A 22135-nucleotide genomic window follows, 5' to 3' on the forward strand; every position below is an offset into this window, starting at 1 on the left:
TGCCGTGGTTCTCTCTGTCTCACTTGCCGATGCTGAATGCCTGGATCTCAGCGATATCGTCAACACCGACCGCTATCCCCTGCATGACCCGGACAGCCCCCGCCTGAACGATCTGGTGGCTGCCTGCCGCGCCGAGCTGGCCGCCAGCGGCAGCGCCGTGCTGCACGACTTCCTGCGCCCGGAGGCGCTGGAGCGGGCGCGCAACGAGGGTCGCGCGCTGGCCATGAAAACGTACTTTTCAACCCGTAAGGTGAACGCCTACTTTACCGCCGACGACCCCGCGCTGTCCGACGCCGATCCGCGCCGCATCTTCATGGACCGGACCAGCGGTTTCGTGACACGCGACCTGATTCCGGCTGACGCGATCGTGCATCGCATCTATGTCGCCCAGGCGATGAAACGTTTCGTGGCGGATTGCCTGGGCGAAACGCGGGTGTGGGAATACGCCGATCCGTATGCGGGTTTGGTGCAGAACGTGATGCCGCCCGGCACGGAGCAGCCGTGGCATTACGACACGAACGAATTCATTGTTTCGATGATGACCCAGCAGCCTACCGCGGGCGGCGACTTCGAATACTGCCCGAACATTCGCACGCCGCAAGGCGAGAACTATGAAGGCGTCGGCCGTGTAGTACGGGGGGAAACTCGCGAAGCCATCAACATCATCACCTTGCGTCCGGGCGACCTGCAATTGTTCAAGGGCCGCTTTTCGCTGCACCGCGTCACGCAGGTAGCGGGCGAGGTCGAGCGCCACACGGCCATCTTCGCGTACTCGCAAAAGCCTGGCGTGATCGGACGGCTTGAACGGACGCGCCAGTTGTACGGCCGTGTTTCGGAAGCTCATCTGGAAGCCGAGCAACGGCTCGTTCGCGCCGATAGCCTGGTCGATTAACTCTTTTAAAAACCCCACATGTCGATTATTCGCCCTACCCATCTTCCTGAAGATTGCGAACCTACCGCCGCGGAAATTGTGCAGATCCAACGTGACCGGCTGGCTGCCGTACGCCGTGAGTTGAAGAAGCGCGATTTGACCGCAGCTGTTTTGTTCGACCCGACGCACATGCGCTACGCCACCGGCTCGCGCAACATGCAGGTCTATTCGATGCGCAACCCCGCCCGCTATGTGTTCGTGCCGGCGGAAGGCAAGGTCGTGCTGTTCGAATACGCAGGCTGCGATTTCCTGGCCGACGGGCTGGATACCGTCGATGAAGTCCGCCCCGCTACCGCGATTTCCTATTACTTCTGCGACGATATGCTCGGCCAGGTCACCGAACGCTGGGCCGCCGAGATTGACGAGCTGATGAAACAAAGCGGTGGCGGCAAACGCATCGCGATCGAAAGCGCGACGTCCGCTGCGGCGTTCGCGTTGCAGGCGCGCGGCTATCAGGTCTTCGACGCACAGGAGCCGCTGGAGCGCGCACGCGCCATCAAGGTGCCTAACGAGATCAAGATGATCCGCGCTTCGCTGCGAGCCGCAGAAGAAGGCGTGCGCAAGCTGGAAGCGGCGCTGGTGCCGGGTATCAGCGAGAACGAGCTGTGGTCGCATCTGCATCAGCACATCATCGCGACCGATGGCGACTACATTGAAACGCGCTTGATCAGTTCGGGGCCGCGTACCAATCCGTGGTTCCAGGAAAGCAGCCCGCGCAAGATCCAGTCAGGCGAACTCGTCGGGCTTGATACGGACGTGGTCGGACGTTTCGGCTACTACGCGGATTTCTCGCGCACGTTCCTTTGCGGCGATGTGCAGGCGACAGCCGCGCAAAAGAATCTTTATCAACTTGCGTACGAGCAGATTCATTCGAACATGGAAAACGTGCGCGCCGGTACGACCTTCCAGGAGTTCATCGCCCGGGCGTGGAAGATTCCCGAGCCATACCGTGCGCGCCGCTATTTCGCGCTTGCGCATGGCGTTGGCATGACGGGCGAGTATCCGTACATCGTGCATAGAGAGGACAACGAGGCCAAGGGTTATGACGGCGTGATCGAGCCGGGCATGACCCTTTGCATAGAAAGCTATATCGGACACGAGGCCGGCGGCGAGGGAGTGAAGCTGGAGGAGCAGCTCTACATTCGCGACGATGGCCGGGTCGAGCTGCTCTCGGATTATCCGTTCGAAGCCAGGTTGCTGGCCTGATCCTCTCCTGTCGCGCTTATCTATTCAAACTAACCCCGAACCCCCATAGGTGCAAGACGATGCTCAAACGATTCTTCAAAGCAAGCATTTCAGCGCTGGTCGTGGTTGCGGCGACCGCCGGCACTGCGCATGCCGCAGGGACATTCTGCAGCTCGGGCAAGACCGTGCACTTTGCGGGTATCACGTGGGAAAGCGGCGCATTTGCGACTGAAGTGCTGCGGCAAATCCTTGAAAAGGGCTACGGCTGTGCTACAGATGTCGTGCCGGGCAGCACGGCCGCCACCGAGACCGCGCTGGCAAGCAACGACGTGCAGGTCTGGGCCGAGCAATGGACCGGCCGCAGTGAAATCACGTCCAAAGCGGTCGCTGCCGGCAAGGTCAAGCTGGTAGGCGACACGCTCCCGGGCGGCACGAACGAGGGCTGGTTCGTGCCCGAATACGTGATCAAGGGCGACGCGTCCCGCAACATCAAGGCCAGCGCGCCAGGCTTGGTTTCGGTCACTGACTTGCCGAAATACAAAGAGCTGTTTGCCGACGATGAAGAACCGGAAAAGGGCCGTTTCCTGAACTGCCCGACAGGCTGGGACTGCGAACGGGTGAACACGCGCTTGCTCAAGGTGCTTGGCCTCGACGCGTCGTACACCAACTTTCATCCGGGCACGGGCGCAGCGCTCGATGCATCGATCGAATCGGCGTATCAGCGCGGCAAGCCGCTGGTTTTTTATTACTGGGGACCGGCTGCGCTGATGGCGAAATACAAGTTCGTCCAACTCAAGATGCCGCCGTATAACGACGCCTGCTGGAAGACCCTGCGCGATGAAAGCAGCACAAAGCAATGTGCTTCGTCATACATGGTGTCGCACGTCACGGTGGGTGTCTCGACGCCCTTCAGCGAAGCCGAACCCCAAGCCATCGAGATGTTCTCGAAAGTCAGCTTTCCGATGGACTTCCTGAACAGCACGATTCTTGAGATGACCTCGAAGAAGATCGACGGCTCGGCCATGGCCACCACGTTCCTGCGCACGCACCCCGAGATGTGGAAGACCTGGGTGCCGGCCGATGTAGCGGCCAAGGTGCAAGCCAAGCTGGGTACTTAAAACGGGACCCTTTCCACTGCGCGCGACCCTTCTCAAGACGAGTGAACCATGACGTCCATCTTTCCGCATCTGTCGCTTGCCGACCCGATCAACGAAAAGGTCGCATTGCTGGTCCAGAACTATGGCGATGCCTTCCACTCGTTCAGTCTGGTCGTGCTGAAATACCTGCTGGTGCCGCTGGAAAGCGGCTTGCGGATCATGCCGCCGTGGCTGCTGCTGATATTCGCGGGCCTGCTCGCCTGGCACGCCACGCGCAAGCTCTCGCTAGCCGCATTGTTCGTGTTGCTGCTCTACGCGATCGGCGCGTTTGGGCTGTGGGACAAGCTGATGCAGACGCTTGCGCTGATGCTGGTCGCCACCGTTCTGTCGATTGTGCTGGGCATCCCGCTTGGCATCCTGTGCTCGCAGAACCGCTGGGTACGCCGGGGGTTGTTGCCCGTACTTGACGTGATGCAGACGCTGCCCAGCTTCGTGTACCTGATCCCGGTGCTGATGCTCTTCGGACTGGGCAAGGTGCCGGCCATCTTCGCCACGGTGATCTATTCGCTGCCGCCGCTGATCCGGCTCACGGACCTGGGCATCCGGCAGGTGGACGGTGACGTGGTGGAAGCCGCGCGCTCCTTCGGCACAAGCCGCTGGCAGATGCTGATAGGCGTGCAGTTGCCGCTCGCGCGGCCGAGCATCATGGCCGGTATCAACCAGACCACCATGATGTCGCTGTCCATGGTCGTGATCGCATCAATGATCGGTTCTCGCGGCCTCGGCGAAGACGTGCTGGCCGGCATCCAGACACTCGATGTCGGCAAGGGCATGCAGGCGGGCATCGCCATTGTGATCCTGGCGATTGTCATCGACCGGATCTCGCAGGGTTACGGGCAGGAGCGGCGGGCACGCATGGCGATCAGCGCGAACAGAAGGGCACGCGTGCAGGCTCGCCAGAGTGCGCGTAGCGCCGGTCTCGGCGAGCCGGAGACGGCGGGCGACACCGCGTCGCGTCACGTCTGACCCCCCATCCCCTCTTCTTGCGCGGAGCGCGAACATGACAGCTATCCGAGTCAGCAACGTCTACAAGATCTTCGGGCCGACGATGACCCATGCACGTGTTATCGACATGCTCAGGCACGGCGCGTCGAAGGCGGACGTGCTCGCCGACAACGGCTGTAACGTCGGCCTCAACAACATTAACCTGAATATCGAGGCGGGTCAGATCTTCGTGATCATGGGCTTGTCCGGCTCCGGCAAGTCCACGCTCGTGCGCCACTTCAACCGGCTGATCGATCCGAGTGCGGGTGAGATCGTGATCGACGGGGAGAACATCCTGTCGCTCAACGCGGCGGGGCTGCGCGAGTTCCGCCGGCATCGCGTCAGCATGGTGTTCCAGAACTTCGGCCTGTTGCCTCATGCAACGGTGCTGGAGAACGCAGCGTACGCATTGCGTGTCAGAGGCGAGCGTCACGATGTAGCGAACCAGAAGGCCCGGACCTGGCTCGGCAAGGTGGGCCTGGCCGGTTACGGCGATAAATTTCCCGACGAGCTTTCGGGCGGGATGCGCCAGCGCGTGGGGCTTGCTCGTGCGTTGGCCGCGGACACGGAAGTGCTGCTGATGGACGAGGCATTTTCGGCACTTGATCCGCTGATCCGGACCGAGATGCAGGATCAGTTGCTCGAGTTACAGAGGACGTTGAACAAGACCATTGTCTTCATCACGCACGACCTGGATGAAGCGTTGCGCCTGGGCACGCAAATCGCGATTCTGCGCGATGGCGAACTTGTGCAACAAGGCACGCCCGAGGACATAGTGCGTTTCCCCGCGAACGACTATGTCCGCCGGTTCGTCGAGCGGCGTGCGGAACGCGTCGCGTAACCAAGTCAGTTAACGCATTTGACTGAGCGCAGGACAGGGCCCGTAACAAGGGTCCTGGAAACACACGCCCGTACTGGGCGATCAATAAAAGAAGCGTCATAAAAAAAGCAGGTCCACGCCGGCGACACGCCGGGTCTATGGTTTTGGAGCCATCAATGAAAAAGCAAGCAATCTGCATGACTTTGTCATGCCTGTTCGTCACGGGCGCGCATGCCCAAAGCAGTATGACGCTATATGGCGTCATCGACGAAGGGTTCGACTATACGAATAACGTCAACGGCAATAAAGCCTATGAAATGCAGAGCGGTTATGCGCAGGGCAGCCGCTGGGGATTGAAGGGCGGCGAAGATCTGGGCGGCGGCCTCAAGGCGATCTTCACGCTTGAAAATGGGTTTAACGTGAACAACGGACGGTTGGGCCAGGGCGGTCTGGAATTCGGGCGGCAGGCTTTCGTGGGCATTAGCGACGCCACATACGGAACCGTCACGCTCGGCCGGCAATATGATTCGGTGGTCGATTTTCTCGCGCAGACAACGGCGAACGGAAACTGGGCGGGTTATCTGTTTGCGCACCCGTACGATAACGACAATACCGATAATTCATTCCGCGTGAATAACACGGTGAAATACACGAGTCCGACATGGGCCGGTTTTCAATTCGGCGGCATGTATGGATTCAGCAATGTAGCTGGGGGTTTTGCCAACAATCGGCTGATGAGCTTGGGGGCGCAGTACACCTACGGCGGATTGCTGATTGCGGCCGCTTACTTGAACTCAGACAATCCGTCCGGCACGACGAGCGGCGCGATTCCGACGACCGACCAGAACTTCCTCGCGCAGCGCTTGCGCGTTTTCGGCGCGGGTATCAACTACACCGTGGGCAATGCGACGGTAGGCTTTGCGTACACGAACACCAACCTGTCCGACCCGACTTCCACGACCTATATCACGGGGTCGATCGTGCCGGCAGGCGGGTCGATATCGTCGCTCAAGTTCAACAACTTCGAGATCAACGGCAAATATCAATTCACCCCCGCGTTTTTTGTCGGCGCACAGTATGTCTATACCCGTGCCACCGATAACGCCAGCACCGGCACGGCTCACCCGAATTATCAGTCGGCGGGGTTGATGGCCGACTACCTGCTGTCCAAGCGTACTGATGTCTACGCGCAGGCGGCCTTCCAGTCCGTCGGCGGCGACAGCACCCGGACCGCGCTGGATCAGGCGTATGTGCCGGGCGCGGCGGACGCTTCGTCCACGTCGAAGCAGGTTGTCGTGCGGCTCGCGATACGGCACGCATTCTGAGTGCGGGGGCTCCCGGGCGGGCGCGGGGGGCGCCTGGGCGCTTCTTCGCTCAAGCCCGCTTCAACGGCTCCGGCTTATCCATTGCCGCCAGCCGATCGTCGTGGGTCTTTCGCAGTATGTCGACGAATTCCATGGTCAGACGAGTCCGCGGCTGATGCGGGGGAAACAGCAAATAAATGGGAAACAGGACCGCAGGCGTGAATGGACGGATCTCGATGCCGGGACCGGCAAAATCCTGCGCAACGATGGGATGCGACAACGTCACGCCCATGCCGCAGCGAACCATCTCGCAGCAGATGGCGGAGTATTGGGCCTCGATTGCCAGCACCCGTTCAACGCCAGCATGTGCGAAGACCTCGTCCATCTGAGCGCGTGTGCCGTCGCCATGACACAGCGATATATACGGCTCCCCCTGAAAATCCTTTGGCTTGAGCGACGCCTTCTTCGCCAGCCGATGACCCGCAGGCAGCACGCCTACCGCGGCCACCCTCGATAACAACTCGACCTCGCAATTGGACGCCTCGCTGGGATAGATCGCGACCCCAAGGTCGCAGAACTGCGAACTCGTCCAGTGATTGACGGTGCCTGAGGTGTTCACGTGCAGCGAGATGGTGACTTCCGGATGCAATGCCTGGAAGCGCTGGATCGCATGTGGCACGAGTGTCATTCCCGCCGACGGCATTGCTGCAATGCGCAATCTCCCGGTCCCCAGGTTCTTGATTTGAGCCGCGGCATTGGTCAGTCCCTGCAGGCCCACATAAGCGCGTTCCACTTCACGAAAAAATGCGTTCCCTTCACTGGTTGGAATCAGCCGGACACCGCTGCGCTGAAACAGCAAGAGTCCAGTTTCGCGCTCCAGTTGCGTGATCAGGCGGCTGATATTGGGCTGCGACGTGAACAATTCCTTGGCTGCGGCGGTCATCGAACCCGCCAGCATGACCGCCCGGAACGCCTCTATATGCTTAAGATTCATTGAGCGAAACCCATATCATCCTTGTATGGATAGCTATTTTATTCTTATTGGACGATATGCCCTGCGGCGGACAAAATAATTTCTCCTGGCCACATTCCTCAAGCGTCCGACCTGCATAGTCTGGAGAATCGCACATGAAACAACTGCAGCAAACCCGTTGCTCGTCGTCTTCTCGTTCGTATCTGCGGCCCCTGCTGGCCGCGCTCGGCTGTGCCGGGGCGTTGTCGGGATCGCTGCTGGCGCACGCCGAGACTACCCTGTATGTGGCGAACGTCGGCGGCTCGAACGAAACCATGTATCGCGAGAAGATCATCCCGCCGTTCGAGAAAGCGCACGACGTCAAGATCGTCTACGTTGCGGGTAATTCCAGCGACACGCTCGCGAAATTGCAGGCGCAAAAAGGGCATCAGCAGATCAACGTGGCGGTGATGGATGACGGCCCGATGTACCAGGCGATGCAGATGGGTTTGTGCGCGAAGGTCGAGGAAGCGCCCGTGATGAAGGACCTGTATCCGCTCGCGCGTCTTGGTCCGACCTCGGTCGGTGTCGGCATGGTCGCGACGGGAATTGGCTATAACGCGGATGCATTCAAGAAGATGGGCCTGCCCGCGCCGGATTCCTGGAGCGTGCTGTACGACAAGCGCCTGAAGGGCAAGCTCGGCATGCCGCCTATCACCAACACTTACGGCCTGCATGCGCTCGTCATGCTGGCGCGCATGAATGGCGGCGGTGAGAAAAACATCGACCCGGGTTTCACCGCGATGACCAAGCAGGTCGCACCAGACGTGCTGTCGTGGGCACCGACGCCGGGCGAGATGGACGGCCTGATGCAAAGCGGCGACGTCATCCTCGCACCGTATGGCAGCGGCCGCGCCGTTGCGCTGCAAAACACAGGTTTTCCGCTGAAGTTCTTCTACCCGAAAGAAGGCGGCGTCGCGCTGCAGGTCGGCGCTTGCGCGGTGGCCGAGAATGCGCAGCCCGCGTTGTCGCAGCAGTTCATCCAGTACCTGTTGAGCCCGCAAGTGCAGATGATCCAGGCGCAGGCGATCGGCCTGGGTCCGGTCAACAAGACCGTGCAACTGACGCCTGAAGTGGCGGCGCGCGTGCCGTATGGTCCTGAGCAGATCTCGAAGCTCGTCGCGGTGGACTGGGCGACGATCAACCAGCATAGGACCGAGTGGACCGAACGCTGGAACCGCAGCGTGGAGCGGTGAGCCGCGCGCCTGGATTCAAACACCGACCGCCGACCTCAACCCACGGACGCACATGAGCTTTCTGACTCTCAAAGGCATCTCGAAGCGCTACGGTGATTTCACCGCGATCGAACAGATCGACCTTGACGTTGAACGGGGTGAGTTCCTGTCGCTGCTCGGCCCCTCCGGTTGCGGCAAGACCACGACCTTGCAGATGGTCGCGGGTTTTGTGACGCCGAGCACCGGCACCATCTTGCTCGACGGCCGCGACATCACGCATGAACGGCCGGAGAAACGCGGCATGGGCGTCGTGTTCCAGAGCTATGCGTTGTTTCCGCATATGACCGTGAACGGCAACGTCGGCTTCGGTCTCGAGATGCGCAACATGAAACGCGCGGCACGTGCCGAACGCGTGGCCGAAGCGCTCGACCTGGTGCGTCTGAACGGACTGGGCGGGCGTTATCCAAAAGAGTTGTCGGGTGGCCAGCGGCAACGCGTCGCAATTGCCCGTGCGCTCGCGATGCGCCCCGAACTGCTGTTGCTCGACGAACCGATGTCCAATCTCGACGCCAAGCTGCGTGAGGAAATGCACATCGAATTGCGCTCGATCCAGAAGCGTCTGGGCATTACCACCATTCTCGTCACGCACGATCAGGTCGAAGCCATGACGATGAGCGATCGCATTGCGGTGATGCATCGCGGCACGATCGCGCAATTAAGCACCCCGTTTGAAGCGTACGAGCGGCCGGAGACGCCGTTCGCATCGGCATTTCTTGGCAAGACCAATCTGCTGCCGGGCGCGGTGCTGCAACGCAACGCGCGCTGTGCTGAAGTCAATGTCGCTGGCACCACGCTCAAGGTGCCGCACGAAGGGCGCCATGTTCAGGGCGAGGTGAACGTGTATATCCGTCCGGAGAAAGTTCATCTCGCGGCCGTCGATACAGCGGGTGTTCGTGCTACCGGCCGCATCACTACGCGCGTGTTCACCGGCAACCAGTGGCTTCTGCTGATCGATACCGGCCTTGGGCAACTGAGCGTGGCCCAGCCGAACAACGGCGCGCCGCCGCCCGATGAAGGCGCGGAGGTCGGCGTGGCCTGGTCGGATGACGACTTGCGTGTGCTGCAGAAGGAGGGAAACCATGGCAACGCTTGATCCCGAGCGCGCGGGCGCCGCGCCGTGGCTCCTGTCTGCCCCCGCATTGCTGCTGTTCGGCAGCCTGCTTCTGGTGCCGCTACTGTTGACGCTCGTGTTGTCCTTCCATGTATTCAGCGACAGCCAGGGCACGCTCGCGACCTACACGCTGCGCAACTACCTCGAAGTCATCACCGATCCCTACTACGGCGCAATCTTCGCCCGCACCGCAGGCATGGCGTTCACGGTGACGTTCCTCTGCATCTTGCTTGGCGTGCCCGAGACCATCGTGCTCGCGCGAATGAAACGTCCGTGGCAGTCCATCTGCCTGCTCGTCGTGCTTGGTCCGCTGTTGATATCGGTTGTTGTGCGCACGCTCGGCTGGCAAATCCTGCTGGGCAATAACGGCGTGCTGAACAACGCGCTGCAGGCGCTTCACATTACGTCGGAGCCTATCCGTCTTGTCTTCACCATGACGGGGGTCGTGATCGCGCTGACGCACGTGCTGGTGCCCTTCATGGTGATGTCGGTATGGGCGACGTTGCAGAAACTGGACCCACAAGTGGAATGGGCCGGCCGGTCGATGGGCGCATCGCCGTTTCGCGTGTTCCGGCGCGTGGTGCTGCCGCAGATCCTGCCAGGCGTGCTGTCTGGATCGATCATTGTGTTCGCGCTGTCCGCATCGGCTTTCGCGACACCCGCGTTGATCGGCGGACGCCGTCTCAAAGTGGTCGCGACCGCCGCGTACGACGAGTTCCTCGGCACGCTGAACTGGCCTCTGGGGGCGACGATCGCTGTCCTGCTGCTGATCGCCAATGTGGCCATTGTCCTGGGCTGCAGCCGCCTGGCCGAGCGCCGCTTCAAGCATATCTTCGACTGAACCGGGAGACGTCATGAAACAAAACGGATTCCTGGGCCTGCTGTTCAACGCGCTGTTTCTCGCGTTCATCGCGGCGCCGCTGGTTGTCGTGATTGCGGTCTCGTTCACCGACAAGGGTTTTATCTCGCTGCCGTTCGACGGCGCGTCGCTGCGCTGGTTCAGGGCGATCCTGGCCAACGACCAGATGGTGGATGCCTTCTGGCTCTCGGTGCGCCTCGCGCTGGTGGCGGCCACGGTCGGGGTAGCGCTCGCGTTGCCGGCGGCGCTGGCCATCGCTCGTTATCGTTTTCCCGGCCGCGCTGCGCTGACTGGCTTTTTCCTCTCGCCCATGATGATTCCCGCTGTCGTGCTCGGCATCGCGTTCCTGCGATTCCTGAGCTTGCTCGGCCTCGGCGGTTCGTTCTGGGCGCTCTGCGCGACGCATGTGATCATTGTGTTGCCCTATGCGTTGCGCCTGGCGTTGTCATCGGCTATTGGTCTTGATCGCGACGCCGAACGCGCGGCATTGTCATGTGGCGCGAGCCGCTTTACGGCCTTTCGCCGCGTCGTGCTGCCGATGATCCGTACCGGCGTGGCGGGCGGTTGGGTGCTGGCGTTCATCCAGAGTTTCGACGAACTCACGATGACCATTTTTGTCGCGACGCCTGGCACGACCACGCTGCCCGTCGCGATGTACAACCAGATCGCGCAGACGATCGATCCACTGGTGGCCTCCGTGTCGACCGTGTTGATCGTCGGTACGATTGTATTGATGCTGGTGCTCGACCGGATGGTGGGTCTGGACCGCGTCCTGATTGGAGAAACACGATGAGAGGTCATTCAGTCGACAGTCCCGACGTGCTGGTGGTCGGGGGTGGGCTGGTAGGAACCGCGGTGGCTTACGGGCTGGCGCGCGAAGGTGCAAAGGTAACCGTGCTGGACCAGGGTGACGGCGGCTTTCGCGCGTCGCGCGGCAATTTCGGGCTGGTGTGGGTGCAGGGTAAAGGCTACGGTTTGTCGCCCTACGCGCGCTGGTCGCGCAGTTCGTCGCGGCTGTGGCCTGGGCTCGCGGCGGCGTTACTCGAAGAAACCGGTATTGATGTCTCGCTGAAACAGCCGGGCGGTTTCCACCTGTGTTTCTCCGATGAGGAAATGGCCGAGCGCGAAAAACGACTGTCCACGTTGCAGGCAGAACTTGGCGGCGAGTATCCGTATCAATTGCTCGACGCGCAGGCGTTGCGCGAACGTCTTCCCGCCGTGGGACCTGAAGTGATCGGCGCAAGTTATACGCCCATGGACGGCCATGTGAATCCGCTCAAGCTGCTGCGTGCGCTGCACGACGCCATGCAGCGGCGCGGCGTGAAGTTCGTCAACGACGAAGACATCGGCCGCATTGTTCCCGAAACGAACGGCTTCGCCGTGCACGGCAAGAACGCTGTGTGGCGCGCGCCGAAGGTCGTCTTGTCAGCAGGCCTTGGCAACCGCGCGCTCAGCGCCCAGGTGGGTCTGCACGCGCCAGTTGCGCCGAATCGCGGACAGGTGCTGGTCAGTGAACGGGTCGCACCGTTCCTGCATTACCCGACCATCAACGTGCGCCAGACCGATGAAGGCTCGGTGCAGTTCGGCGACTCCATGGAAGAGGTCGGCTACAACGACTTCACCACGGCCGACGTGCTCTCGACCATCGCGCGGCGCGGCGTGCGTGCGTTTCCCTTGCTGAAGAACGTGCGGCTGGTCCGCACGTGGGCGGCGCTGCGCGTCTACAGCCCGGACGGTTTCCCGATCTACGAGCAGTCGCTGCAGTATCCCGGCGCGTTTGTCGTGACGTGTCACAGCGGCGTGACGCTGGCGGCAGCGCACGCGATGCGCATCGCTCCGTGGATCACAGGCGGTCCGATCCCCGATGAACTTGCCGCATTCCGGGGTGGCCGTTTTCTCGCCGCCGATCATACGACCAGCCATGCTCACTAGCCGCTCAAACGTATCGCTTGCATCGGCTCCGGTAACAACGGTTCGCTGTTGCCTGTTCCACGCGATGCATCCTGAACGCCGACATTCCGCTTTGCTTCGACCTGTCCGACTATGACTTCAAAACCGCTATTCAGAGTGCTCTCGCCGGCGCCCGGCACCGATGCACAGGCCGACGCCACTATCCAGATCTGGTTCAACGACCAGCCGCTCAGCGTGCCCGGCGGCCGTTCGGTTGCCGCCGCATTGCTCGCCGCTGGAGTCCAGAGGTTTCGCGCGACGCCCGTGTCCGGCGCGCCCCGTGCACCGTATTGCATGATGGGCGCGTGTTTCGAATGCCTGGTCGAGATCGACGGCATGCCGAGCCGGCAGAGTTGTCTCGTCACGGTGCAGGACGGCATGCGTATTCATTCGCAAGAGGGCGCGCGCGATCTGCCGCCGCTGTCGGACTTGAATCCGGTGGAGAACGCTCATGGCCGCTGATACTATCGATGTCGCCGTGATCGGCGCCGGACCTGCCGGGCTCGCTGCCGCAACCCAGGCTGCGAGAGCGGGGCTGTCCGTGGTCCTGCTCGATGAACAGGAAGCGGTGGGCGGACAGATCTATCGCGCGATCGAACGCAGCGACGCGCAACGCCGCACCATCCTCGGCGCGGACTATGTCGCGGGTGCGGCGCTGGCGAGCGAGTTTGCGCGCTCCGGCGCGCGGTATGCGCCGAACGCGTCGGTCTGGCAAGTCACGCGCGAGCGGACGGTGCACTACCTCAAGGACGGCAAGGTCAGCAGCTTCGAGGCTCGGCGCGTGGTGCTCGCGACCGGCGCGCTCGAACGTCCCTTCCCCATTCCCGGCTGGACCCTGCCCGGCGTGATGACCGCCGGTGCCGCACAGATCCTGCTGAAAAGCGCGGGTGAAGTGCCCGCCGAACCGGCGATACTCGTTGGCTGCGGACCGCTGCTTTACTTGCTCGGATGGCAGTATGTCCGAGCGGGCGTTCCCATTCGCGCGCTGGTGGATACCACGCGTCACGAGGACCGTTGGCGCGCCAAGCGGCACATGTTGTCGGCTTTGCGAGCGTGGCCGTATCTGAGCAAGGGCCTGCAGTTGATGCGCACGTTGCGCGAAGCAGGCGTGCCAATGCATGAAGCCGCCGATGACCTCCGGGTGGAAAGCGGTATCGATGAAGACGGTTCCGAACGGGCGCGCGCGCTGAATTTTTCGGTGCGGGGCGTGTCGCATCGGATCGAGGCCAACGTGATCCTGCTGCATCAGGGCGTGGTGCCGAATACGCAGTTCACGCTTTCGCTCAGGGCATCGCATAAGTGGGATGACGCGCAGTTATGCTTCGCGCCCGTCACCGATCAATGGGGCGAGCTCGATGTCCCTGGAATCTTTGTTGCGGGCGATGGCAGTGGTATTGGCGGCGCACAGGCGGCAGAGACGCAAGGCAAAGTGACGGCGCTGGCGATTGCTGCGCAGCTTGGCGTGATTGATACCGCCGCGCGTAATCGCAGCGCCGCACCGCTGCTTCGCCGACTGGCCGATGTCATGCGTATTCGCCCTTTCCTCGACAGTCTTTATCGTCCGCGCGATGAAAATCGTGTGCCGAAGGACGAGGTGATCGTGTGCCGCTGCGAGGAAGTGACGGCCGGCGAACTTCGGAGTTTCGTGAAGCTCGGTTGCCTCGGGCCTAACCAGGCGAAGTCATTCGGCCGATGCGGCATGGGCCCATGTCAAGGCCGCTTGTGCGGATTGACCGTGACTGAAGTGATCGCGGATGCACGTAGCGTGCCTCCCGAGACCATCGGCTACTATCGCATCCGTCCGCCGATCAAACCGCTTACGCTCGGAGAACTGGCCGGTGAATAAACCCGTAGCCAATGAGTCGGACGTGCTGGTGATCGGCGGTGGGCTGCATGGATCGAGCAGCGCATTCCATATCGCACGTCGCGGGGTGAACGTGACCGTGCTGGAAGCCGACTATGTCGGTCGCCATGCATCGGGCGTCAATGCGGGCGGCGTGCGCACGCTTGGCCGGCCATTGCCCGAGATTCCGCTGGCGCTGATGTCGCGGGAGATCTGGCACAACATCGTCGATACAATTGGCGACGATGCCGGTTTCGTGGCGTCGGGCCAGTTGAAGATTGCCGAGACCGAAGCCGAACTCGATGAATGCCGTGAACGCGTGGCGCTGCTCGAGGCGCATGGCTTCACGCATGAGAAAATCATCGACCGTGGGACCGTGCTTGAATTGGAGCCGGCGATCACGCCGCATGTGACCGGTGGCATCTGGGTCGAACGCGATGGTTACGCGTTGCCGTTCCGGACAACGACCGCGTTTCGGCTGGCGGCGGAGCGTCATGGCGCCGTGTTCCATGAAGGCACGCCGGTGACGCGGATCGAACAGAAGGGCGAGCGCTGGTTCGCGCATACGCCATCGGGTGTGTTCTCTGCCGCGAAGCTGGTGGTTACGGCCGGGGCGTGGGCGGGCGAGCTCTCGCAGCAAGTGGGCGAGCCGGTCCCGGTTCATCCGGAAGGGTTGATGCTGATGGTCACGCACCGGGCAGCGCCGTTCTGCCGTGCGACGCTCGGTGCAACGGGACGGCCTTTGTCGTTCAAGCAATTCGATAACGGCACGGTGGTGATTGGCGGAAAGCTGATCGGGATTGCGGACCTCCCGGGACGTCACGGTGAAGTAGACTTCGCGCGGCTGGTGAAGAGCGCGAATACGGTTGTCGATCTGTTTCCGCACTTGCGCAATCTCGGTATCAATCGCGCATGGGCCGGTGTGGAAGCTTTCACCGACGACTCGCTGCCCGTGATCTCGCCTAGCCGGCGTGCGTCCAACCTGACCTATTCGTTCGGGTATTGCGGCAGCGGGTTTCAGCTTGGGCCGGGATGTGGGAAGCTGGTGTCCGAGCTGGTGCTGGACGGTGTAGCGTCGTTGCCGCTGGATGCGTTTGCCATCGACCGGTTCAAAGGTGTCGCGGCGGCATAGAGATGACACATGATTGCGTCATGCTGATTGATGGTTACTTTGAATAAACAAGGAATACTTATGAACGATATCGTCAGGATCGAAACCAATCAACGGATGAGCCGTGTTGTGAAGGCTGCAGGGCTGGTGTTCGTCGGTGGACAAACGTCGAATGACCGCACGCTCGATGTGAAAGGTCAGACGCAACAGGTTCTTGCGAAGATCGACGGCTATCTCGCACAGGCGGGTATCGATAAAACGCGGCTGGTGTCGGCGCAGGTCTGGCTGGCGGATATCGGCCGCGACTTCGCGGGCATGAACGAAGTGTGGGATGCATGGGTCGCGCCGGGTTGTGCGCCGACACGCGCGACGGTGGAGTCCAAGCTGGCCGCGCCGGATCTGCTGGTCGAGATTACGGTGACTGCGCTGGCGTGATTTCGCGGGGGAAAATATAAGAGCGATAGCCGCTGAACTCAGTGGCTATCCTGCCGTCCGTTCAGAACCTCCCGCATGTCATTCACTGCCGCTTCACTGCCCGCTTCACTGCCCGCTTCACTCCCTTATAGAAACAATCCTGCTGTTTGCCTGCTGCAACATAGCGATGCTACTGTTCGACTGGCGCTCGTTGAGCGCCGCCTCCCCGTGTACGGTCGTGCTCTTTCCAAAGGAAAGCCATCATGCGATACACCTTGTTCGAGCAACGTAAAGACGAATTGATTCTGATCGCGCGCGTACTGCTCATGATCCTCTTCGTGATCTTCGGCTGGAGCAAGTTGACCGGGTTCTCAGGCACGGTCGGTTACATGGCCACGGAAGGCGCACCGTTCCCCACGCTCTCGGCCATCATCGCGGTCGTCATGGAGTTTTTTGTCGGCATGGCAATTGTGGCCGGCTTCTACACCCGGCCGCTCGCGCTTCTCTTTGCGTTGTACACGCTGGGCACGGCGCTCATCGGACACCACTTCTGGACCATGACGGGTGCCGAGCAGATGGCCAACATGATCAACTTCTACAAGAACATCAGCATCATGGGCGGCCTGCTGCTCTTGTGCGTGACGGGCGCGGGGAAGTATTCCGTCGATCGAAAGTAGGCGCGTCCTGAGCTCGTCAATCAACGACGTATTCTCGGGACTGGGCAGGGCGGATATCATAGGGCTCTTCACCGGGCTGGTTAAGCGCCTATAGACATCCTCCGCCGGGCGTAACGCCCGGTCCGAATACCCGTATCTGCACCCAGCGACGTCAAGCATGAATTCCACTCCCGATGCTCCCTCACGCCCCGCCATGCGCACCTTGACGCCGCTCGAGGCGCGCGTGTTGGCCGTCCTCGTCGAAAAACAGCATACGGTTCCTGATGCTTACCCGCTGTCGGTCAATGCGCTGACATCCGGTTGCAACCAGAAGACCGCGCGCTCCCCGGTGATGAACGTCACCGACGCCGATGTCCTCACGACCGTCGACGACCTGAAACGCCTCAGCCTGGTGTTCGAAGGCAGCAGCAGCCGCGTACCGCGCTTCGAGCACAACATGAACCGCGTGCTGGGCATTCCCAGCCAGGCCGCTGCGTTGCTCACCACGCTCATGCTGCGCGGGCCCCAGACAGCGGCCGAACTACGCCTGAACGCCGCGCGCCTGCATGGTTTCGCCGATATCTCGTCGGTCGAGGCGTTCCTCGATGAACTCGCCGCCAACGAGCCGCCGCGTGTCGTGAAGTTGCCGCGCACGCCGGGCGAGCGCGAAAGCCGCTGGGCGCATTTGTTATGCGGCGAAGTGAGTGTAAGTGCGAGTGAAGCGTCGGCCGCTGGTGCTGTCGACGACTCCGTTTCTTACACCGAGTTCGAGATTCTCAAAGCCGACCACAAGCGGCTCGGCGAGGAGTTGGTCCGCCTGCGGACGATGGTTGAACATATGGCGGCCGAACTGGGGATCACCCTCGATAAAACGGACGGCCAGTCTTAAGTATTACGCGATGCGCGTGCACAACGGCATCGCGTACCTACCCGTTGTCACTGCACGCCGCCGCCCAGTACCTTGTACAAGGTCACGAGATTGGACTGCTGCGACAGCGTGTCGGACGCCAACTGCTGCTGCGCGGTATAGAGCGTGCGCTGTGCATCGAGGAACGTCAGGAAGCTGTCCGTGCCTGCCTTGTACCGCGCCTGTGCAATCGTGTAATAGCTCTGCGCAGAGCTCACATAATCGTGATCCGCGTTCACTTGATCGATATACGTTGCTCGCGCCGTCAGCGCATTCGATACCTCCTTGAACGCTGTCTGGATCGCGCTTTCATAGTCGGCAATCTCGATGTTCTTTTCGATCTTTGCAACGTCCAGCGACGCCTTGTTGCTGCCATAGTCGAAGATCGGCAGGGACACGGTCGGTGCGAACGCCCAGGCGCCCGTTCCAGCCTTGAACAAACCAGATAGCGTCGAACTCGACGATCCCGCGCTCGCCGTCAGTTCTATCTTTGGGAAGAACGCCGCCCGTGCCGCACCCACGTTCGCGTTCGCCGCTTTCAACGCATGTTCCGCCTCTTCAATATCCGGCCGGCGCGTGAGCAGGGTCGAAGGCAAACCTGCATCGATCTCGGCGAACATCGACGTGCCGGTGGCCTGGTCGAAGGCGGGCGCGGGCGGCAAGTCGTCCGGGATCGGCGCACCAAGCACCGCGACCAGATTGTTGCGGTCCTGAGCCACGGCCCGCCTGTATGACGCCAGACTTGCCTGTGCGCTGGCCAGCGTGTTCTGCGCTTGCCGCACATCGAGCAGCGAGGAGTTGCCCAGCTCCTGTATGCGCTTCGTGACGTCGTAGGTGGCCTGGTCGGCTGCCACCGTGTCTTGCGTGATCTTCAGCAACCGCTCGTCTGAGAGCCAAGTCAGGTAGTCGGTCGCCACCGTTGCGATCAGGCTGATGCGGGTACTTTGACGTGATGCCTCAGTCGAGAGATAGTTCTCCAGCGCTTGCCGCTTGAGACTGCGCAGACGCCCGAAGAAGTCGATTTCCCACGAAGTAGTGCCAATGTTGAGATCGTTCGATACGCTGGTTGCACCTAAGGTGCGTTCGCGCGTCACGCCGCCGCTCGCGGAAATTGATGGTGCAAGCGCCGCACGCGTGATGCGATATTGGGCCTCGTATTCCGCCACGTTCAGCGCAGCGACGCGCAGATCACGGTTATTGTCGAGAGCGATCTGGATCAGCGTTTGCAGACGCGGATCGCGAAAGAACGCGCGCCATTGGGTATCGACGGCTAGCGTTTTTGACGCATCCACGGCGGTCTTCTGCGCGGCTGTCGTGCTTTCGTAACCGTCACCTTGCGGATAGACCGCGGCCACCGGTGCGGCGGGCCGCTCGTAATGCGGGTCGAGCGTGCAGCCGGTGATCGTCACCATTGTCGCGATCGCGAGCGACAGCAGGCGAACACCCAGTTTGAGCCTCATCATTGTTCACCTTCGTTATGCGTGGTGTGGCCGTGCTCGCCGAACAAACGTCGCACGACGACGAAGAACACCGGTACGAAAAAGATCGCCAGGACGGTGGCGGCAATCATGCCGCCCATCACGCCTGTGCCAATCGCGTGACGGCTCGCCGACCCGGCGCCCGTGCTGATCACAAGCGGCAGCACGCCGAATATGAATGCGAGCGAGGTCATCAGGATCGGCCGCAAGCGCAGGCGCGCCGCTTCAAGCGTAGCGTCGATCAGGCTGCGTCCCTGCGCTTGCAAATCCTTCGCGAATTCGACAATCAAAATCGCGTTCTTTGTCGACAGACCGATGGTCGCGAGCAGACCGACCTTGAAGTAGATATCGTCTGGAAGGCCACGAAGATGTGCGCCGAGCACGGCTCCCAGCACGCCGAGCGGCACCACCAGAATCACTGCGATCGGAATGGACCAGCTCTCGTAGAGACCCGCGAGACACAGGAACACCACGATCAGCGATATTGCATACAGGTAGATCGCTTGCGAACCGGCCAGGCGTTCCTGATAGGACTGCCCGGTCCAGTCGATGCCAAAACCGGCAGGCAGTTTCTTGACGAGTGCTTCGACTGCATCCATCGCCTGGCCGGTGCTTGCGTTAGCGCCCGTCTGTGCCGTGATTTCCATCGCAAGCGTGCGGTTGAAACGCTCGATCTGCGGCGGCCCGAAGGTCCACTTGCCGGTGGCGAATGCCGAGAAGGGCACCATTTGACCGTCGTAATTCGTGGCGCTTGTTGTCGTGCTGCTGCTGGTGCTACTGGTCGTGCTCGACGTACTTGATGTGCTCGCCTTCACGTACCAGCGTCCGATGTCCGAAGGCATCATCCGGTACGGCGCATCGGCTTGCACATACACCTTCTGAATGCGGCCTGTATCGACGTAATTGTTCACGTAGGTCGAGCCGAACGCCGTCCCCAGCGTGTCGTTCACATCGGCAACGGAAAGTCCGAGCGCGCTGGCCTTCTCGCGATCAATATCGACGTGGAACTGCGGGGTATCGTCGAGACCGCCGGGACGCATGCCAGAGAGCAGGCTGTTGTTCGCGGCCAGCGCCATCAGCTCGCGGCGTGCGGCCATCAGCTTGTCGTGGCCTTGACCCGCGCGATCTTCGAGTTCGAAGTCGAGCCCGCTCTGCGTGCCGAGTTCCTGGATCGCAGGCGGGTTGAGCGCGAAGATCTGCGCGTCGCGTGCGGCCGTTGCGAAATGCATGTTCGCGTGCAGGATGATCGACGACGCCTGTCCGTCCTTGCCACGGCGCGTGCTCCAGTCCTTGAGCTTGACGAATGCGAGCGCGTTGTTCTGGCCCGAGCCGTTGAAGCTGAACCCCGTGAGCGCGATGATCTTGTCCACCTGCGGTAAGCCGAGATAGTAGGCCTCAACCTGCTTGACGGTCTCGAGTGTTTTCGCGGAAGGTGTGCCGACCGGCGTCGAGATGGACGTAATGATGATGCCCTGGTCTTCTTCGGGTAGATAGGACGATGGCAGCTTCGTGAAGAGCAGCACAACCACGCCTGCGATCAGCGCATAGATCACAAGATAACGCATGGGCTTGCCGACCACGCGCGATACACCCGTCGAGTAGCGGTCGGTGCCGCGCGCAAGCACGCGGTTGAACCAGCCGAGCACGCCGCGTTTCTCGTGATGCTCCACGTCTGAGCGCCTGAGCAGCGTCGCGCATAGCGCGGGAGTGAGCGTGAGCGCGAGGAATACGGAAAGCAGCATGGCTGCCACGATCGTGATCGAGAACTGCCGGTAGATCGCGCCCGTGGAACCGGGGAAGAAGGCCATCGGAATGAACACGGCGATCAGCACGGTCGTGATACCGACAAGCGCGCCGGTGATCTGTTTCATCGCTTTACGTGTCGCCGCGAGCGGCGAGAGCTGTTCCTCCGCGATCAATCGTTCGACGTTTTCGACCACCACGATTGCGTCGTCCACCAGCAAGCCGATGGCAAGCACGAGCCCGAACATCGAGAGCACGTTGATGGAGAAGCCCACCGCCGACATCACCGCGAACGTACCGAGCAGCGCCACCGGCACCACGATGGTCGGGATCAGCGTTGCGCGCAGGTTCTGCAGGAACACATACATCACGACGAACACCAGCATCACCGCTTCGATCAGCGTCTTCACCACCTCTTCAATCGAGATACGCACGAACGGCGTGGTGTCGTACGGATAGTCGACTACCACACTACGCGGCAACTGCGGGGTCAACTGTTCGAGCTTTGCACGCACTGCCTTCGCGACGCTCATTGCGTTCGCGCCACTTGCGAGCTTGACTGCGAGCGAGGCGGCAGGCTTGCCGTTGAGCCGCGAGTCAGTGCTGTAATCGTCGCCGCCTACTTCCACGCGCGCCACGTCGCTTAGCAGCACCTTCGAGCCGTCCGTGTTCACCCGGAGCAGGATCGAGCCGAACTCGGCGGGCGTGGTGAGCAAGCTCGACGCGGAGATAGTGGCGTTGATGGCTTGCGTCTTCGTCGAAGGTGAACCGCCGATCTGGCCGACCGATAGCTGCACGTTCTGGTTGGTGATGGCGGTGGTGACGTCGCTTGCGCTCAGACCCACCGCCTGCAGCTTGACCGGGTCGAGCCATACGCGCATGGCGTGCTGCGCTCCGAACAGCGTCACGTCGCCCACGCCGTCGATCTGCGTCAGCGGGTCTTCGATTTGCGTGGCGATCACGTTGCCGAGATCGATGGAATTCATGCTGCCGTCGGAGGACGAGAGCGAGACGATCATCAGGAACGAGCTGGCCGCCTTGGCGACCTGCACGCCCTGGTTCTGCACGGTCTGCGGCAATGACGAGCTTGCCTGCTCCACCTTGTTCTGCACCTGCACCTGTGCGATGTCCGCGTTCGTGCCCTGCTGGAAGGTGAGCGTGATGGTCGCCGTCCCAGCGGAGCTGCTGGTGGAAGACATGTACAGCAGGTTGTCGATACCGCTCAGCTTCTGTTCGATCACCTGCGTGACCGTGGTCGCCACGGTTTCGGCGGAAGCGCCGGGATAGGACGCCGTGATCTGCACGGACACCGGCGCGACGCTCGGATATTGCTCGACGGGTAGCGTGCGGATGGACGCCGCGCCCACCATCATGATGACGATGGCGATGACCCACGCGAGAATCGGTCGGTTGATGAAAAAGCCTGCCATGAGGT

At 61.5% G+C, this 22135-nt stretch carries 20 protein-coding genes; 17 read left to right on the plus strand and 3 right to left on the minus strand.

All coding sequences use genetic code 11. The features are described from left to right. Positions 1 to 4 precede the first annotated feature (4 nt). The 6 genes from BSU04_RS17440 (at position 5) to BSU04_RS17465 (ending at position 6402) form a co-directional block, all read left to right on the plus strand. A complete protein-coding gene (locus BSU04_RS17440; RefSeq protein WP_089161984.1) occupies positions 5 to 892 on the plus strand; it encodes a HalD/BesD family halogenase in 888 nt (295 codons plus the stop codon). A gap of 18 nt (positions 893 to 910) precedes the next feature. Then, the gene (locus tag BSU04_RS17445; protein WP_089161782.1) at positions 911 to 2137 is read left to right on the plus strand and encodes a M24 family metallopeptidase; all 1227 of its coding nucleotides are present in this window, start codon (positions 911 to 913) and stop codon (positions 2135 to 2137) included. A 59-nt stretch (positions 2138 to 2196) separates the two neighbouring features. Continuing rightward, a complete protein-coding gene (locus BSU04_RS17450; RefSeq protein ID WP_089161783.1) occupies positions 2197 to 3234 on the plus strand; it encodes an ABC transporter substrate-binding protein in 1038 nt (345 codons plus the stop codon). Between the two features lie 48 nt (positions 3235 to 3282). Continuing rightward, positions 3283 to 4239 (plus strand): ABC transporter permease, encoded by a 957-nt coding sequence (locus BSU04_RS17455; protein WP_089161784.1) that lies wholly within the window; start codon positions 3283 to 3285, stop codon positions 4237 to 4239. A gap of 34 nt (positions 4240 to 4273) precedes the next feature. After that, entirely contained in the window at positions 4274 to 5098 is an 825-nt protein-coding gene (locus BSU04_RS17460) for a quaternary amine ABC transporter ATP-binding protein (protein ID WP_089161785.1), read from the plus strand. Between the two features lie 155 nt (positions 5099 to 5253). Beyond that, positions 5254 to 6402, plus strand: coding sequence for a porin (locus tag BSU04_RS17465; protein WP_089161786.1), 1149 nt, complete (start codon positions 5254 to 5256; stop codon positions 6400 to 6402). 49 nt (positions 6403 to 6451) lie between these two features. Here the strand turns inward: BSU04_RS17465 and BSU04_RS17470 are convergent, their stop codons facing one another. After that, entirely contained in the window at positions 6452 to 7375 is a 924-nt protein-coding gene (locus tag BSU04_RS17470) for a LysR substrate-binding domain-containing protein (protein ID WP_089161787.1), read from the minus strand. Positions 7376 to 7509: 134 nt separating this feature from the next. Here BSU04_RS17470 and BSU04_RS17475 point away from each other — a divergent pair, with 134 nt between their 5' ends. The 11 genes from BSU04_RS17475 to BSU04_RS17525 all read left to right on the plus strand — a co-directional run bounded on the left by BSU04_RS17475 (position 7510) and on the right by BSU04_RS17525 (position 17461). Next, entirely contained in the window at positions 7510 to 8589 is a 1080-nt protein-coding gene (locus tag BSU04_RS17475; RefSeq protein WP_089161788.1) for an ABC transporter substrate-binding protein, read from the plus strand. 52 nt (positions 8590 to 8641) lie between these two features. Then, the gene (locus tag BSU04_RS17480; protein WP_089161789.1) at positions 8642 to 9721 is read left to right on the plus strand and encodes an ABC transporter ATP-binding protein; all 1080 of its coding nucleotides are present in this window, start codon (positions 8642 to 8644) and stop codon (positions 9719 to 9721) included. After that, positions 9708 to 10580 carry an ABC transporter permease gene (locus BSU04_RS17485; protein WP_089161790.1) on the plus strand — a complete coding sequence of 291 codons (873 nt, stop codon included), beginning with the start codon at positions 9708 to 9710 and terminating at the stop codon, positions 10578 to 10580. Before BSU04_RS17480 ends, BSU04_RS17485 begins: the two co-directional genes overlap by 14 nt. Before the next feature lie 13 nt (positions 10581 to 10593). Further along, positions 10594 to 11391 (plus strand): ABC transporter permease, encoded by a 798-nt coding sequence (locus BSU04_RS17490; RefSeq protein WP_089161791.1) that lies wholly within the window; start codon positions 10594 to 10596, stop codon positions 11389 to 11391. Next, complete coding sequence (locus BSU04_RS17495; protein ID WP_089161792.1) at positions 11388 to 12530, plus strand: NAD(P)/FAD-dependent oxidoreductase; 1143 nt, start codon at positions 11388 to 11390, stop codon at positions 12528 to 12530. The genes BSU04_RS17490 and BSU04_RS17495 overlap by 4 nt, the downstream gene beginning before the upstream one ends. A gap of 111 nt (positions 12531 to 12641) precedes the next feature. Beyond that, positions 12642 to 13010 carry a (2Fe-2S)-binding protein gene (locus tag BSU04_RS17500; protein WP_089161793.1) on the plus strand — a complete coding sequence of 123 codons (369 nt, stop codon included), beginning with the start codon at positions 12642 to 12644 and terminating at the stop codon, positions 13008 to 13010. After that, positions 13000 to 14394, plus strand: a complete 1395-nt coding sequence (locus BSU04_RS17505) for an FAD/NAD(P)-dependent oxidoreductase (RefSeq protein ID WP_089161794.1) — start codon at positions 13000 to 13002, stop codon at positions 14392 to 14394. The genes BSU04_RS17500 and BSU04_RS17505 overlap by 11 nt, the downstream gene beginning before the upstream one ends. Next, positions 14387 to 15523: an NAD(P)/FAD-dependent oxidoreductase gene (locus tag BSU04_RS17510; protein ID WP_256982927.1), complete on the plus strand. Its 1137-nt coding sequence runs from the start codon at positions 14387 to 14389 to the stop codon at positions 15521 to 15523. Before BSU04_RS17505 ends, BSU04_RS17510 begins: the two co-directional genes overlap by 8 nt. Positions 15524 to 15583: 60 nt before the next feature. Continuing rightward, positions 15584 to 15937 (plus strand): RidA family protein, encoded by a 354-nt coding sequence (locus BSU04_RS17515; RefSeq protein ID WP_089161796.1) that lies wholly within the window; start codon positions 15584 to 15586, stop codon positions 15935 to 15937. Between the two features lie 242 nt (positions 15938 to 16179). Next, positions 16180 to 16593 (plus strand): DoxX family protein, encoded by a 414-nt coding sequence (locus tag BSU04_RS17520; RefSeq protein WP_089161797.1) that lies wholly within the window; start codon positions 16180 to 16182, stop codon positions 16591 to 16593. 157 nt (positions 16594 to 16750) lie between these two features. Then, positions 16751 to 17461, plus strand: coding sequence for a YceH family protein (locus tag BSU04_RS17525; RefSeq protein WP_089161798.1), 711 nt, complete (start codon positions 16751 to 16753; stop codon positions 17459 to 17461). Between the two features lie 47 nt (positions 17462 to 17508). On the opposite strand, the gene BSU04_RS17530 is transcribed toward BSU04_RS17525, so the two are convergent. Both BSU04_RS17530 and BSU04_RS17535 read right to left on the minus strand, forming a co-directional pair. Continuing rightward, positions 17509 to 18942 carry an efflux transporter outer membrane subunit gene (locus BSU04_RS17530; protein ID WP_089161799.1) on the minus strand — a complete coding sequence of 478 codons (1434 nt, stop codon included), beginning with the start codon at positions 18940 to 18942 and terminating at the stop codon, positions 17509 to 17511. Next, positions 18939 to 22130 (minus strand): efflux RND transporter permease subunit, encoded by a 3192-nt coding sequence (locus BSU04_RS17535; RefSeq protein ID WP_089161800.1) that lies wholly within the window; start codon positions 22128 to 22130, stop codon positions 18939 to 18941. The genes BSU04_RS17530 and BSU04_RS17535 overlap by 4 nt, the downstream gene beginning before the upstream one ends. Positions 22131 to 22135 lie beyond the last annotated feature (5 nt).

Origin of the sequence: Caballeronia sordidicola (assembly GCF_002220365.1) — a bacterium.
In the GTDB taxonomy this organism is placed as follows: Bacteria; Pseudomonadota; Gammaproteobacteria; order Burkholderiales; family Burkholderiaceae; genus Caballeronia; species Caballeronia sordidicola_C.